Raw genomic sequence first — 15,166 nt, 5'->3', positions numbered from 1 at the left:
TTTTCAAGCCTGCTTAGCTGGCTGACGGTATATCAGAGCTTATATAGCGCTTGTTCGTGCTTGTGGAATTAAGGGCATACGATCAGATTGACAAACTGCGGTGGACTGAGTGTTATGGCAGCGCCGGATGCGGAAGCGGTAAATACGCTGTCAAACATAATTCGATTGGTTTTGTAATCGACAGCAAGCACATATTTGACGCTGTCGCCCACGAGTAAATATTGCCCCCGGCCTATATTGGCGACGCTGGTAACGTTTGTCGCAATGGCGGAACCATTAGTTACCGTGCAGGTAAGCGGTTTAGTTGGCGCTTTGCCATACATGCCAGGCTGTATGCAAATTTTTTCATAGACCTGTCCACTGACAATAGTCGTGCTTTGAATACGGTCATGCTTATGCCAGATTCGGGCCGTATAGGTGGCGGAAGGAACAGCAGCGGCAAATTGATTCGGAAGCAGCGGCCTGCTGTTGATGCGATCCCCTTCCCATATTGCACAGCGTCCATGAAAATAAAAATCATTTCCCGTCGTCCCGGTTGTTAGATGAGGCGTGTCGACATCGACAAAATCGTTGTTTCGTACAATAATGGTACCGCCTCCAACAAGGCCCATGTCTTCGCCCGTATACTTTTTTCCACTTTTAAGCGGGATATAGTCGCTGGCGAGGTTGCCGGGACGAAGCTCGATGCCTTTGGTGCAGTGGTTAAAATGGTTGTCTTCAACCGTCGTATAAGGGGAGTTGCGCACGGATAGGCCAAGCGTGCAATTATGCAGCCGATTGGAACGAATCAAGGTACCGCTTACCCGGAATGTATCCAGTGTAATGGCTTCACCGGCGCAATTTTTAATGATATTCCCTTCAATGGAGGATTTCTCGACCTCGGTATGCTCTTTTGGGCTGCCCGCCCACAAAATCCCCGTTTGAAAATAATCAATCCGGTTGCCGCGAATATCGGCATTCAGCAGGGATTCACTATTATCGACGATAATCGCAGGGCCAGGCGCAAGATTTGGAAACTTTACTTTTTCCCGGATAATATCATTGTTGACGACACGGCAGTTCGGGATTTTGATATGAATGGCTCCGTCAATCGTTTGATTGTTTCTTCCAGGATTCACAATGCGATTGTTAAAAATATCAATGCCAACCTGATCCGAAGGCAATGGCGAGTGCGGCTCTGTTTTGAAAGGATTCACCCTCGTCACAATAGCTCCGACTGAAGATCCCGCTCCATCTGCATTGCCTCCCGGCTTTTGCGCCGCATATTCAATATAGTTGTTGGATACGACGATGCTGTTCGTGCCTCGAATATAAATGGCCTGCTCCCATGATGCGTAGAGGCGATTCAGGTCAATTTGAATATTTCCTCTATACGTTTCCGCCGTCAGCGGATCGGCATAGCTCCCCCTATACACCTGTATGGAGCATTGCGCACCCAAAATAATATTGCGTGATATGATACATGGATTCTCGTCATACGTTTGTGCAAGCGCGTCAATGCCGAGATCGAGTCCCATGACCTCCATGTAATTGTCGGAAATCATGAAATTGCTGGCTTTGCGGGGTTCCGGCGAAGCGCCTAAATGCCCAAAAACAATGGCTCCCGTGTAAGCATACGTTCCAAAAGGCTGGTACGTCCCGTCAAGCATGGAAGCGATTGTTTTTCCAGTATCGGAATAAAAGGAATTGTCTTTAATGACAAAATTGCTGCAGCCCCGATAAATAATGCCCTGGGAAAATTTTCTGAATACGCAGTCTTTGACATTCCAGTCATGGGAGTGATAAGCATCAATGCAGGAGTTGTTTTTGGAGGGAGAGAAGCCTGTTTTAATATCTTTAAGGAGTCTCGTACCGTGGTCGATGGCTTCAAATTCCATGCCTCGAATGGACCAGGTTTTCGTGTTTTCTGGGGCATAGACGAGAGTAAAGCCCATGCCACTGGGATTGGCATTGTCCATTCTCCGAAGCTTAGCCTTATAGCCGAACCAGTGGGAGTTTGATTTTTTGACAATGGAGGCGCTGATGGCGAACTCTCCAGCGAAAACGACGGTAGCCGTGCTGGTGCTTGCAATATCCTCCGCATTTTGAATGGCCAAATAGTCATTGGTTACGTTATCAGCTTTCGCGCCAAACCATTGGGGATAAATCGTGTCAATTTTTATATAGCCAGCAATCTTTCCACCCAATGTCAGATCGAAAATCCAATCGAAAGCGTCCGCATCGACAGGGCCATTTACCGTAAGCGTTATATTTTTTTTAGGACGAAAGCGGGCATTTTGATCGAAAACTAGCCTTTTAGTGGCGGGTATCGACACGCTGGAGTGAAGCGCATATATTCCTTTTGGGACTATGATGGTATCGGAATCCTCCGCAATAGCGCTGAGCAGAGCGGCTGAGCTATCCGTTGCTCCAGTAGGGTCAGCGTCTTTCCAAAGGAGATTCGTGCCGCGCTTTGCAAATTCCGCATCAATCGATTCAAAGTTCACATTCATCTCTGTACGCGCAACGCCATCTGTACCAACGCAATCCGATAAACTCAAATTAGGTGTTTTATTCGTAGTCACGGGTTTATTCGCCTCCTTTGTTTATAATAAGAATATTGCGGCGTTAACGACCTAGGTGATTGCCCGAATCTGATATTATTTTTGTATTACAAGGTGAGTTTTATAGGTTTGACTGTTTAAGTTATGCGCTTATGTCCTTGTTCTTTACTCTCGATGAAATGAAATATACGATCAAAGGATGGCCAGCACCTTGCTGGGGATTTCTAGAAAAAAGCAGTTGACAGTACACACTTAAACGTGATAAATTTTTCTCAATCTTAAATCGGATAACTACGGAAGCACCGTAAAGGACCGCAGGTAAACTGCGCCTTTACGGTGCTTTTTTGCGTTGTCTGAGCTCAGATTGCGGGTTGTAGTATTGCTTCGGAAGGAGGGTGAATGGTGCGTTATCAATTAGCTGTTGCAGTAAGTGAGCTGGAGTATGCAAGAAGGCTTGCAGAATATGTGAGGGATAGCCCGTTCGGCGAGCAGTGGCAGCTCACGGCTTTTACAAATCCAGCCTCTCTCATCCAGTTTCTCAAGGGAGGTTATGCCGTTGATTTGATTGCGGCCCAGCCTGCCATGCTGGCTGCTGCATCTCCACACCTGCCTGCTGGTGTGCCAGTGGCGGCATTCGTAGCTGCCAAGGGGCAATATGCCCAGTATGATGCGGAGCTGCTGCAATATCAGCCGCTCCCGGAGCTATTGCAGAGCTTGGCGGCTCTGCATGGCGCAGTCCGGCCGAGTGCAGATCGTGCAAGCAGTGAGGGTGGAGCGTCAGTTATCGCTATCGGCTCGGCATCTGGCGGCGTTGGAAAGACAGCACTTGCGCTCAAGCTGGCGAATACAGCTGCCAAGCATGGCTGCCGTGTTTTTTATTTGACGCTGGAGCGCTGGAGCGCCCTTGAGGTGTGGCTGGGAGCGGGAGACCAGCGCGTGCTGCCCGAGGGAGAAGGCATGTCACAGCTGCTTTATCACCTGAAGGCTGAGCCAGATAAGGCAGGAGCATGGCTTGCGCAGCACCGCAAGCGGCATCCGGTGCTGAAAGCCGATTTTATTTTGCCCTGCGACAATGAGGAGGATCGTTACAGCTTGCTGCCAGCAGATGCAGCGGCGATGGTGGAGCTGCTGCGAGCTTCAAGGCAATATGATCTCATTTTAATCGATTTGCAGGATGGGATGGGGGAGATCGAGCTGTCGATTTGGAGGGAAAGCAGCCTGGTTTTGTGGCTGGTTACGGATGATCCATCTGTTCAGCGGAAGACAGAGCTGGCGTTTGGCTACGCCGAACGCAGGTGGAAAGAAGATTTTCAGCTGCTTAGCCGCCGTATTCGACTTGTTGTTAACCGCCGTAATGCGCCAGCCGGAGGTGATGAAGCAGAGGAGAGGCCTCTAGATATGTTTACGATTAAGCTGCGAAACGGAAGCCGGTCGATTGCCGCAGCGCTGCCCGAAGCTGCCGAAGGGCGTTCATCGCCGGCGGTAGTTGCTGCATCGCCATTGTATAAAGCTGCCGTGGAGCGGTTGTTTCAGCAATTGGTAAGCGAGGGAGGTATTCGGATTGCTAACCGATGAGCTGGTGCTTGCATTAAGAAACCAGATTAGGTCGCAGCTTGATTTCAGCGGTGCTGTAACGGATGAAGAGCTGACGCAGAGCGTGGAGCAGACGGTATTTGACTATTGCAATAAGGGACATCCGCTTACGGCGGCGGAGAAGGTCCAGTTGGTGCGGAGACTGTTTCATTCCTTTCGAGGCTTGGACATATTGCAGCCGCTGATGGATGATCCGACAGTTACTGAAATTATGATTAACCATCACGGTGAGATTTTTATTGAACGAAGCGGAACGATGACGCAGCTGCCAGCTGCCTTTGAAAGCAAGGAGCGGCTGGAGGACTTGATTCAGGCTGTCGTTGCAGGGGTCAATCGTGTCGTAAACGAGTCTTCGCCCATCGTTGATGCCCGTCTGAGGGATGGCTCTCGCGTCCATGTTGTGCTGCCGCCTGTAGCTTTGCGCGGGCCAGCGATGACGATACGCAAATTTCCTGAGCGCCCGATGACGATGGATCTGCTCGTTGAGGCGGGAGCTTTAACGGCAGAGGCAGCAAGCTTCCTGCAGCAGCTGACCGCAGCGCAATACAATATTTTTATTAGCGGAGGGACGGGGACGGGCAAGACGACCTTTCTGAATGCGTTGTCGCAGTTCATTCCTGCTGATGAGCGAGTTGTAACCATTGAAGATTCTGCTGAGCTGCAAATTCGCAGCGTTGCCAATCTGGTATCGCTGGAGACGCGCAATGCCAACACCGAGGGCAAAGGTGAAATTACGGTTCGCGATCTCATTCGCGCTTCTCTGCGGATGCGTCCAAACCGAATCATCGTTGGCGAGGTAAGGGGAGCGGAATCGCTGGATATGCTGCAAGCGATGAATACCGGACACTCAGGCAGCATGTCAACTGGTCACAGCAACAGTGCCCGCGACATGATGGCAAGGCTCGAGACGATGGCGCTTGGGGCAGCAGATTTGCCCGTTCAGGTCATTCGGCAGCAAATCGTTTCTGCTCTGGATATTGTCATCCATCTATCGCGGTTTCGCGACCGTACGCGCCGTGTAACGGAAATAGCTGAAATTACCGGCATAGATGGCGGGGAAATCGAGCTTCGCCCCTTGTTCCGTTTTGAGGAGGAGGGCGAGAAAGACAGCAAGGTGCTAGGAGCTTTAAAGCGTACCGTCCATTCACTCCTTCACCGGGACAAGCTGCAAATGGCAGGTCTAACACTGGAGGGGGACCGTTATGGAGATACCGGGGAATGCCAGGAAAGCCGAGAAAACCAAGAAAGACGAGAAAACAAAGAAAGCCGAGAAAGCCAAGAATACAGGGAAGGTCGGGCAAACGCTGCTTGCTAGAGTGCTTTTCTGGTGCGGTCTTGAGCTCGAAAGTGGCAAAGATGAGGAAAGGAACGGGAGTAATGCGAGCAGGCAGCCAGCCAAGACCGGATATTTAACAAATTATGATAGGTATGTGCTGTCTTATCGCGAGTTCGCAGTGGCAGCGATTATCGGTTATGCAGCTGTTTTTACAGCTCTATATTCGGTGTACCATTCCCTTCTGGTTTGTCTCATCACAGCCGGATTGGGTTTATGCGCACCACGCTATTACAAAGCTTCATTAATTTCGCGTCGCAAGGAGCGGCTGAAGCTGCAATTCAAGGAGGCGCTTTATTCGCTGACATCCTGTCTTGCAGCAGGAAGATCGGTGGAAAATGCCTTTATTGCGACACTGGATGATTTAAAGCTGCTATATCCTGACCCAAGAACGGAGCTGCTGCTGGAGTTTCAAATCGTGAAGCACCGTCTCGAGCATGCGGAGCCGCTGGAGCAGGCTCTGCGGAGTTTAGCAGCCCGCTCCCATGTAGAGGATATCGTTCAATTCGTTGATGTATTTGCTGCCTGCAAGCGCTCGGGTGGCGATTTGGTAGAGGTGATGAAGCGTACGGCGCAGACGATTGGCGAAAAGCTGGAAATCCAGCAGGATATTATGATGCTGCTGGCACAAAAACGCTTTGAGGCACGCATTATGATGGCGATTCCCTTTATATTTCTTGGGTTTCTGAACCTAATGGCTCCAGATTATATGGCGCCTCTATATGGAGGCATGGGCTATCTGCTGCTGACGATTGGCCTTGGTGCATTGTTAGTATGCTTTTGGTTTATCCATAAAATAATGAGCATTCGAGTATAGGAGCGGGCGCAAATGATAGCAATTCCGATTGTGCTCATGGTGGCATGGCTATTTATTATCGGTGCGAAGCGACTCCGAATGATTCTGGCTGCATCCCGCCAACTAACACGCGAGCAGGATGTTTTAAAGCATTTGCTTTTCATTGAGCCGTTCAGCGAGCTATTGGAAAGAAGCCGCTTGTATGAATACATGGCACTTTCACTTAGCAGCTATCACGCTAAGCTCGTTATTTTGCGGGGAATCCGGTGGCAGCTTCAGCAGACGAAAGAACTGCTCGGCGGCGCAGCTGGTTACGGATATGCCGCGATGATAGGCTGCGCTTGGCTGGCTTGTGCAGCAGGCGAACCGCTGCTGCTGGCAATGGGAGCGCTGCTTGGAGTGCTGCTGCCTGTGCGCCAGCTGTTGGAAGCGGGGAAGCTGATCAAGCAGCGCAAGCAGGAAATTATTTTGGAGCTGCCGGAAATGATCAGCAAGCTGATGCTTTTGGTTGGGGCAGGCGAAACCGCCTTGCAGGCGCTGGGGCGCTGTCTTGAAGGTAAGGATACTGCTCAGCATCCGCTGTATAAAGAATGGAACAAAGTCGTATATTCGCTGCACAATGGCGAGTCGTTTAGTACAGCGGCGGAGAAATTCAATCGCAGCTGCGCGGTGCAGGAGGTTTCGATTTTTACGACGGTGCTGCTGCTGAATTATCGCCGGGGCGGGGAGCATTTTGTGCTGGCGCTGCGGGAGCTGTCTTATACGCTATGGGAGAAGCGCAAGGCTGTTGCGCGAGCGCGCGGCGAGGAGGCATCCTCCAAGCTCGTTTTTCCGCTGGTTGGCATTTTGCTCGTGTTGATGGTTTTTATCGCTGCTCCTGCCATGCTGTTAATGTCTTAAGCCTTAACGGTGCAATTGAAAATAGAGAGGAAGCTGGAATGATGACAACCGTAAAAAAAGCATGGAAAAGATTTTGGAAATCGGAGAGCGGCTTAGGCACGCTGGAAATTATTTTAATTATTGCCGTCGTTATCATTATTGCATTGCTGTTCAAGGACTGGATTATAGAACTTATTGGGCGTTTAATGGGCAAGGCCGATGACCAAGCAGACAAAATTTTCTCTTAGGCCGCTCGTTCGCAAGTGGCTGCACGGGGAGCAGGGCAGCTTTACGCTGGAATCAACGCTTGTGTTCCCGCTGCTGCTCACTGTTATTTTATTGTTTCTCCTGCTTGGGATGTACATGTACCAGAAGACAGTGCTTTATTATTCGGCTTCCGTTACGACAGAGCGGACGGCCTTCGGTTGGGACAACAGCTTCCGAAATTCACGGACGGGCCTATTGCCTGAAGGGGAATACGACAGCTTATACTGGCGAATGAATGAGGATCGGATGCTCAGCTCATTGTTTGGCTTAGGCGGTGAATCAGCGGATCTGAAACTGGCTTTGCCTTTGCACGGGTCGGTAGGGGATAGCTTGCCTGCACAAAAAATGGAAGCTGCCGCAGGATGGATGGGTGCTGAGCGGGGGCTTCCTTTTGAGGGGAGTATTGGCTACCATCGTACGGTCACTCAGCGCCATATTGAGACAAAGCTTTTACAGCCAGTGTCGCTTCAGCCGCTTGAGCGTGTATTAGGCATTGGGGAGCCTAAGTCAGTTGCTTCCAGCCCGGTTACCGATCCTGTAGATTTTATCCGCGGCGTTGATTTAGTTAGATATTATACGGCTAAATTTGCTGGAAGCCCTCAGGGCGGCGGTAAGGAACAGGCTGCTCAGGTCCTTACCTCCTACAGCAATAAAACAGCAATAGCAAAGCCAAAGGCCCGTTGAATGGAGGCGAAAAATGAAAGCAAGCCGAACTGATAGGCTGAGCCGGCATTTGCCTAGGGAAAGCTGCTTATGCAAATGGCTGTGGCGGAGTGAAGGTGCAGTTACTATATTTTTTGCTATGGTGCTGTCGTCGCTTTTGCTGTTCATGTCGCTCCTTATTGACTACGCCAGAATAGCGGCTCTCCATAAAATAACCGAGGATGCAGCGAGAGCAGGTGCAAGATCCGTATTATCAGCCTTCGACAGTCAGCTTTATGAGCAATACGGATTATTTGGGCGAGGCGGGACGAGTGGAGATGCGATCTACAGCGAGGTTGTGAAAACGAATGTGGAGCGTAGCGCATCATCCGCTGCCTTTTCTCGGCCAATTGATGCCAAAGTAGTCCATTCACATACGGATCAGGCTGCAGTATTGGGCAGCCATACGGTGTTTGAAAGACAGGTGCTGGAAGAAATGAAATATAAAGCACCGATTGATTTTACGCTGGAGCTGGCTTCAAAGTTTGCTCCCATGGCGGGGGCGATGAAGGAGTCCGCGGTGACAGTGGACTTGCTGGAGCAATTGCGCAAGCTGTATGACAAACGCCAAGCAAGCCTCGCCCGTATATTAGCCTTGCAAAAGCAGGCAGCTGAGGAACTGGGAACAAGCGGCTTGAAGGCGCTGCTGCCGTATGGGGTGCTGGATTCCTCAAGTGCAGAGGGGGGCACAGCATCATCACTTGCCGGGCGTTATGAAGAATATGCTGGCTGGGTCATCGTTGACGAGCAATTAATAGCCGCTGGCAAAGCACCCAAATATACGCAGGAAAGAGCGGAATATAAATCAGAAGCAATCACGCTGATTAATGAGCTCAAGAAACGAACGGCCAAGCTGATGAGCGAACATATAAAGCTGCAGAGCACGGCAAAGGATGAACTGAAACAAGCAAGGCAGTTGAACGAGGAAATGCGGCTAATTGAAAGCAAGGAGAGACAGTCTCCTGCTTATAGCGGATATGACCGCGTATCTGGCAAACCAGTCGTAGGCTCCGATTCCTATACCTTGCCGTCTGTAGCGGCCACTGAATTGCAGGATATACAAAAGACAGCAGATCAGCTGATTTTACCAGATGCTTGGTTCACTGAATATAGTACTGAACTGGAGGATCAGGCACAGTTGTATATAGCTTTTCATAATGAAACGAGTGGATTCACCTCAGCTTTTACGCTGCTGCTTGACTCAGTAGATCGTTACACAACAATACTGCGTACAGGAACAGCGAAAATAATTACGTTGTATGGACAATATGAAGGTCCGTATGTCCAGCCAGGCTTCATCGTTGCTAAGCGTCAGCAGGAGCTAACCAATGAGGGACTCGAGAAGCAGCGCAAAGAGCAAGAAAAGCAGCTAGGTTCGTTATGGAAACAGGCCGGCCATATGCTGGGGGGCTTTCAAAGCGTGGCTGGTTCAGAAGAGCAGCAGGCATTATTTAATCAGCTGGAAGAGCGCTACAAAGGAAATTTACAATTTAATACAGTCGCAGCGCAAGGTTCAAATGCTGAAACAAAAGCATTCAGCGTGGATGCCCATGCACAGGCTGAAGCTTCTGCGGAGCTTTCTAATGGCTTGTTCGGCGGAGTAGCCGATATGCTGGAGCAAGCTAGAGATACCGTCTATTTGGGCGAATATGTAATGCAACGATATTCGGTTTTTGCCCCGCAGCAATTGAAGACGATGCTTGAAAAGGGGGATACCGCTGAGCTTTCACAGGCACTGACCTTTCATAATCAAGAAGCCGAATATGTGATTTACGGGTTTCATAATCGCATAGGCAATGTGGCCGCAGCTTATGGCGAGCTGTTTAGCGTACGCATGGCTATTCGTACTATGGAGGGCTTATCTACTTGCCGATCTGCTGGACATCCCCTCTTGATTTTATCGTGTTCGCTTATTTACGGCTTGGAGAAGACGATGGAAGATATGCTCGCCTTTGCTGATCGGGGATCGGCCCCATTATCTAAATATGTAAATGTGGAAATTTCGTATACGGATTATTTGCGGCTTTTTATGCTTCTGCATGGCGGGGCCAATAAAGAAGCATCCGTATCCAGAATGATTGCAGTCATTGAGCAAAATAGCGGGGTTACTCTATCTGGCATTTCCACAGCTGTGACAGGAGAGGTGCGGACATCTGCACAGCTGTGGTTTTTGCCTGGCGTTATGCAGCTGCTAGGAAACTATGGATTATTGCAGGGAAGGGTGACGAATGGCCGCTATGAAACGACGCAGACGATTGGCTGGTCATACTGATTGCCGGAGGGGGGAGCACGGCAGCATCGTTATGGAGGCAGCGCTGGTTATGCCAATGCTTCTGCTTGTGCTGATGGTATTCATCATATTCATACGTTTATGCACAATCCAAATAGCGCTTCAAGCAGCTGCCTCGCAATCCGCCCGGCAAATTGCCGCGCATATATATCCTGTAGACCTGGCCTATCAGAAAGTATCCGCATCTATACCAGAATTTAGTGCCGCACAAATGCCGCTGGCAGATTGGAGCGCGGCGGCATCTGATGCTGCTAAGTGGCTGCCTGATCCGGCAGGGACACTAGCTTCCTCTGCATTAAGCGGCGATTGGAAACCGCTTATAGATATGGCTGCAACGGAAATTGGAAGAGGGGCGATAGAGCCGCTGCTCCGTCAAAATGCAGACGAGGCCGTGCTGGAGAAGGCTAGAATCAAGCTTTCAAGGCTGGCGCTGCCGGATTTGAAAAATAAGCAGCAGCCTTATTTGATTATTGAAGCGGAATATGAATTTCCAATGCAGCTTCCTTTCATGAAGCAGAAGCTTATTTTAAGAGAGCAGGCTTCGGAGCGGGTATGGATCAGCGACGCCGCGGCGGCGCAAGATACAGCAGCGCAAAATGGTCCCGAACATATTCCTATTCAGATTATATCGATATCGCCTGTGCCGCTAAGGCCGGGCCACAAAGCAACCGCTATCGTGCTTACAAAGCCGGGAGCGACCGCTTCATTAAAGGTGATGTACAAAAGTGGGCAAAGCCAGGCCAAGCATCTTGGCGAGGCGACAGCGGGCAGCGACGGATTTGTCCAGTGGACCTGGCTCGTATCGGGCAATACGACGCCAGGCATGTGGGAGCTGACAGCGGGAGTGGGCGATCAGCAAGCATCCATGCATTTTCAGGTTGAGAAAAAATCAAATTAGAAGTAGGAAAGCATATAAGTAGAAGGAGGCAGAGTCTTATGCTCACCATACCGTTTGCAGCGGCAGCCATGCTGCTTATCACTGCATTACTGACAGATTTGCGTTCCATGCTTATCCCTAACCGCTTGACCGTGACTTTTTTTGCAGCAGGCTGCTTATATCAGACTATTGCTGGAGGCTGGAGCGGATTGTGGGTGGGACTAATCGGAGCAGTTGCGGGTTTTGTGCCACTGTTCATTTTGCATTTGGCGAGAGGAATTGGCGCAGGGGATGTTAAGCTGTTCGCTGCTCTGGGTATGTGGGTTGGCACAAGTATGGTGCTGCAAATGATGATGTATGCCGTTTTGTATGCAGGCTTAATTGGGGTGCTTCTAGTCTTGTTTAATAGGCCATTTAGCAGGAGGATGTTGAGTGGCTTGCTGCTGCTAGTGCACCGAAGCACTGAGCCTAGACGCAAGGAGCTTGGAGGCTGGGCAGCGGGGGGAACCACCTTTCCATTTATGCTTGCAGTCGTACCAGGGGCATTAACCGCGTGGCTTATGCTCACATAAGCCTAGCAGCGTATTTATTTAACTTAAGTTCAGCTGTTCCTAATTAATAGAGCTGCAAGCTAAGGGGGAGAAGCGATGGGGAGCTTTATTGTAGATTATGCGATGAGCCGTGGTCATGAGCTAATTATAGATCGCGAGGGAGGCATACGCAGACAAGAGCTTGAAGATGTAGAACTGCAAATGCTGCAAGGCGGCTCGATTCCACATATGCTGCCCATTGAATGGTTTGAGCTGGATGGGCTCATTACGTTCAGGTATCGAATAAGCGGCAAAAAATTGCTGCTTCATCGCTTGCAGATACAATCGCTGACGATGGAGAAGTTTTATGCCGTGCTGCTTGGGATTATAGAAGCGCTGGATGAGTGCCGCCATTATATGCTTCGCCCTGAAGGCTGCTTGCTGGAAGAGTCATATCTATTTGTCGGCGAGCAGCTAAGCGATATTTTTCTCGTTTATATGCCTTTAAAACCGATGAATTCAGGCCAGGCTGCTCCAAACTGTACTCACTCCCTGTTAGCTCTGGCAATACGCTGGTCTTCTTATATAGAAGAAATAAATGGCGAGGAGTTTCAGCATCTATTGCGCTTGTTAAGCAGAGAAGATGCCACGATCAGCACGATTCATTCTCAATTGCTGGAACGCATTAGCAAAATGTATGAGGGTACGTATCGCCTTCCTGCTTCTGCTTCAAGCACAAGCAGACCAAATCAAGCTGGCAGTACTAGTATTGCTAGAAATGTTAATATTGCTGGTAATATGAGTCCGGACAAGCCTATCGATCATGGCAGCTCTAATCATTATGGAGAAGCTGACGAGTTGGGCCGTGATAGCGACAATATTAAAAAAAGCGAAGCATATATGCAAGAGTCTCTAGGTAATTGGGATATAGAAGTCGAACCTTTGCCTCAATTTAGCTTTAATGAGGAGGAGCCAAAGCCTGCTCGGAAAGGAAAATGGCTGATCAGCGCGATGATCTTTGTAGCAGTAGCTTGTATATGGCGCTATATTTATTTAGCGGCTCCTTCCAGCAGTTTGCTATTCATATGTCTAGGTTTATCGCTTATTGGTGTTGCCGGCTTGCTAGCCCTATGGCTCACAAAAAGCAAAGTGGCTGAATCAGAATTAGTAGAAGAAGAGAGCTTTAGGGAAGTCAGCATTGAAGAAGAGTTTAGCCGTTCACGTTTTAGAGGAGTCAATCAAAATGGGGAAGAGGGCGTTCAACATCCTAAATCATCTATTGATTTGGAGGAAGCTGTGCCCCAGTTTAAAAAGATCGTTTCCTCTCAAGCTCCGTCAATTAGAAGAGAGGAAGCGACCGTGCTGCTAGGGCAGCATAACAAAAAGCCTGCTGCCGATAGCGGATTCTCACTCCAGAGGGAGTGGGAAGGGCAAAGGCAGAGGCTTATTTGGGAGAAAGGCCGGTTTACAATAGGCCGTATAGGCGAACAGGTCAGCTATGGTGACGAAGCGCAGGGAATATCCCGGCTTCACCTTGAATGTTATAGAGAAGACAAAGGCTGCTTCATCAAAGATCTTGGCTCCCGGAATGGAAGCATGCTGAACGGCCAAACGATGATTGCTTACAAAACCTATCCTTTTTCAGAAGGGGACATCGTCCAGCTAGCTGGGGTAAATGGCCCTAAATATGAATTAAAGCAAGGCAACTGATGGAAGGCGCAGGCTCAGGACTTTTTATACATATGCTCCATGGCGCTCTCAACAGTCGGATATAGGAAAGTAAATCCATTGTCCAAGGCTACACGCGGAAGCGCCCGCTGTCCATCAAGCAGCAGCGTTGCAAGCTCGCCGACCGCAGCCTTCATGACGAAAGCGGGAACCGGGAACCAGTGTGGCCGATGCATTGCTTTGCCGATCGCTCTCCCAAAGCTGTCATTCGTAACAGGCTCTGGAGCAGAAGCGTTAACAGGCCCTTTCACATTTGGCTGATCCACGCAAAAAATGATGAGGCGGACAATATCCTCCAGATGAATCCAAGATATCCATTGCTGCCCGCTGCCCATTCGTCCACCGCCAAATAACTTATAAGGCAGTGCCATTAATGGGAAAGCACCGCCGGTTTTGTTCAGCACGACGCCTACTCTTAGTTTAATGAGACGTTCTACCTTAATCGCATCAGCAGCTTTTTCCCATTGCTTGACCACTTCCGACAAAAAGTCTGTTACGGCAGTCGGACTGTACTCATCAAAGGTTTCGGTAGTTGACAGCCCATAGGCTGAAATGCCTGAAGCATTAACGACAACCTTCGGTTTGCCTTTTAGAGCTTGGACGATTTGGGCGATGCGTGCGGTAGCTGTTAGTCTGGAGCTTAGAATCCGCTGCTTAGCCTGGGCGGTCCATCTTTGATTAATGGATTCGCCAGCGAGGTTAATGATGGCGTCAATTCCCTCCAGCTTTTGAGGATGCTCGGCAAGCTCGCTCCATGTTAAATAATGGAGGCCTTTTCCTACAGGCGAGTTTTGGCTTCGTCCAGAGCGCGAAATGATCCATATTTCATCACGCCGCTCCAGAAGAGCCTTGACCAATGCTTGTCCGACAAAACCAGTACCACCAGCTACCGCGATCCGCATGCATCCACCAGCTTTCGATTATTGTTTCTCGATTTTCTCCGCCCACATTTGTGTGAAGCCGTCTAAATCTTTTTCAACATATTGGTATTTAATTTTACTTTTCTCTGGCAGCGAATTAATGACATCAAGCAGCTCATCATTAATTTGCAAAACGATGGTACCGCTTGGCGTGTCTACTTCAATGGAGTGGGTGTCGATAAGACCATTGAACACACCTTCACCGGTTTTCAAATCCGGGTTGGCGGTCGGTATGTCTGTACCTGAGCTGCTTTCTGGCGACGCTTCGCCAGGCTCTGTTACGCTACCGCCATCACTCGGTGATGGTGCCGCGCTTTCCTCTGGTGTTGGCGATACGGTAGCTGGCTGCTCGTCTGTGGCAACCGGGCTGCTGGATGCAGCAGGAGCATTATTGCTATTGCTTGAGCAAGCGGCGGTTGCGAGCATAATTGCTACTAATAGGGAGCTCGTCACCATCAAGCTGCTTTTTTTGGTTTTATTATTTTTTGTCATTGTGAAGCACCTCCTGGCAATATAAACGAAATCTGATCGCAATAGGTTCCAAAAAAAGAGATCAGAGCGAGCCGTCGCCGTGCTCATACATGTTCTTACACGGACGAAAGACTCGTTAAACAGCCAGCGCCAGGCTATTCGTTATCGATAGAACTAAGAGACTGCGACGAAATAAAGTACCGCTAATTTGTTGACAAAACTCCCAAAACCGTGGAG

At 49.6% G+C, this 15,166-nt stretch carries 13 protein-coding genes; 10 read left to right on the top strand and 3 right to left on the bottom strand.

The window, feature by feature from the left end; genetic code table 11:
* Nucleotides 1–68 precede the first annotated feature (68 nt).
* On the bottom strand, nucleotides 69–2,564 hold the full coding sequence (locus ABEW34_RS22690; RefSeq protein ID WP_430161634.1) for a right-handed parallel beta-helix repeat-containing protein: 2,496 nt from the start codon (nucleotides 2,562–2,564) through the stop codon (nucleotides 69–71).
* 381 nt (nucleotides 2,565–2,945) lie between these two features.
* Here ABEW34_RS22690 and ABEW34_RS22685 point away from each other — a divergent pair, with 381 nt between their 5' ends.
* The 10 genes from ABEW34_RS22685 to ABEW34_RS22640 all read left to right on the top strand — a co-directional run bounded on the left by ABEW34_RS22685 (nucleotide 2,946) and on the right by ABEW34_RS22640 (nucleotide 13,520).
* A complete protein-coding gene (locus tag ABEW34_RS22685; protein ID WP_430161632.1) occupies nucleotides 2,946–4,118 on the top strand; it encodes a hypothetical protein in 1,173 nt (390 codons plus the stop codon).
* Nucleotides 4,105–5,451, top strand: a complete 1,347-nt coding sequence (locus tag ABEW34_RS22680; protein WP_430161630.1) for a CpaF family protein — start codon at nucleotides 4,105–4,107, stop codon at nucleotides 5,449–5,451. The genes ABEW34_RS22685 and ABEW34_RS22680 overlap by 14 nt, the downstream gene beginning before the upstream one ends.
* Nucleotides 5,339–6,286, top strand: coding sequence for a type II secretion system F family protein (locus tag ABEW34_RS22675; RefSeq protein WP_430161628.1), 948 nt, complete (start codon nucleotides 5,339–5,341; stop codon nucleotides 6,284–6,286). The genes ABEW34_RS22680 and ABEW34_RS22675 overlap by 113 nt, the downstream gene beginning before the upstream one ends.
* Nucleotides 6,287–6,298: 12 nt before the next feature.
* Nucleotides 6,299–7,165 (top strand): type II secretion system F family protein, encoded by an 867-nt coding sequence (locus ABEW34_RS22670; RefSeq protein WP_430161626.1) that lies wholly within the window; start codon nucleotides 6,299–6,301, stop codon nucleotides 7,163–7,165.
* A 38-nt stretch (nucleotides 7,166–7,203) separates the two neighbouring features.
* Entirely contained in the window at nucleotides 7,204–7,392 is a 189-nt protein-coding gene (locus ABEW34_RS22665) for a Flp1 family type IVb pilin (RefSeq protein WP_430161624.1), read from the top strand.
* Nucleotides 7,364–8,095 carry a TadE/TadG family type IV pilus assembly protein gene (locus ABEW34_RS22660; protein WP_430161622.1) on the top strand — a complete coding sequence of 244 codons (732 nt, stop codon included), beginning with the start codon at nucleotides 7,364–7,366 and terminating at the stop codon, nucleotides 8,093–8,095. The genes ABEW34_RS22665 and ABEW34_RS22660 overlap by 29 nt, the downstream gene beginning before the upstream one ends.
* Nucleotides 8,096–8,108: 13 nt before the next feature.
* Nucleotides 8,109–10,385, top strand: coding sequence for a hypothetical protein (locus tag ABEW34_RS22655; RefSeq protein ID WP_430161620.1), 2,277 nt, complete (start codon nucleotides 8,109–8,111; stop codon nucleotides 10,383–10,385).
* Nucleotides 10,342–11,301, top strand: coding sequence for a TadE/TadG family type IV pilus assembly protein (locus tag ABEW34_RS22650; protein WP_430161618.1), 960 nt, complete (start codon nucleotides 10,342–10,344; stop codon nucleotides 11,299–11,301). The genes ABEW34_RS22655 and ABEW34_RS22650 overlap by 44 nt, the downstream gene beginning before the upstream one ends.
* A 38-nt stretch (nucleotides 11,302–11,339) precedes the next feature.
* On the top strand, nucleotides 11,340–11,852 hold the full coding sequence (locus tag ABEW34_RS22645) for an A24 family peptidase (RefSeq protein WP_430161616.1): 513 nt from the start codon (nucleotides 11,340–11,342) through the stop codon (nucleotides 11,850–11,852).
* 75 nt (nucleotides 11,853–11,927) lie between these two features.
* A complete protein-coding gene (locus ABEW34_RS22640; RefSeq protein WP_430161614.1) occupies nucleotides 11,928–13,520 on the top strand; it encodes a DUF6382 domain-containing protein in 1,593 nt (530 codons plus the stop codon).
* 14 nt (nucleotides 13,521–13,534) lie between these two features.
* Here ABEW34_RS22640 and ABEW34_RS22635 read toward each other — a convergent pair whose 3' ends face one another.
* Both ABEW34_RS22635 and ABEW34_RS22630 read right to left on the bottom strand, forming a co-directional pair.
* Nucleotides 13,535–14,440, bottom strand: a complete 906-nt coding sequence (locus ABEW34_RS22635) for a TIGR01777 family oxidoreductase (protein WP_430161612.1) — start codon at nucleotides 14,438–14,440, stop codon at nucleotides 13,535–13,537.
* 18 nt (nucleotides 14,441–14,458) lie between these two features.
* Complete coding sequence (locus tag ABEW34_RS22630) at nucleotides 14,459–14,950, bottom strand: hypothetical protein (protein ID WP_430161610.1); 492 nt, start codon at nucleotides 14,948–14,950, stop codon at nucleotides 14,459–14,461.
* Nucleotides 14,951–15,166: the final 216 nt, after the last annotated feature.

This window comes from Paenibacillus algorifonticola (assembly GCF_050481745.1).
Lineage (GTDB): Bacteria > Bacillota > Bacilli > Paenibacillales > Paenibacillaceae > Pristimantibacillus > Pristimantibacillus algorifonticola_A.
The sequence above is the reverse complement of the archived record's forward strand: the minus strand, read 5'-3'. Positions and strand labels throughout refer to the sequence as shown.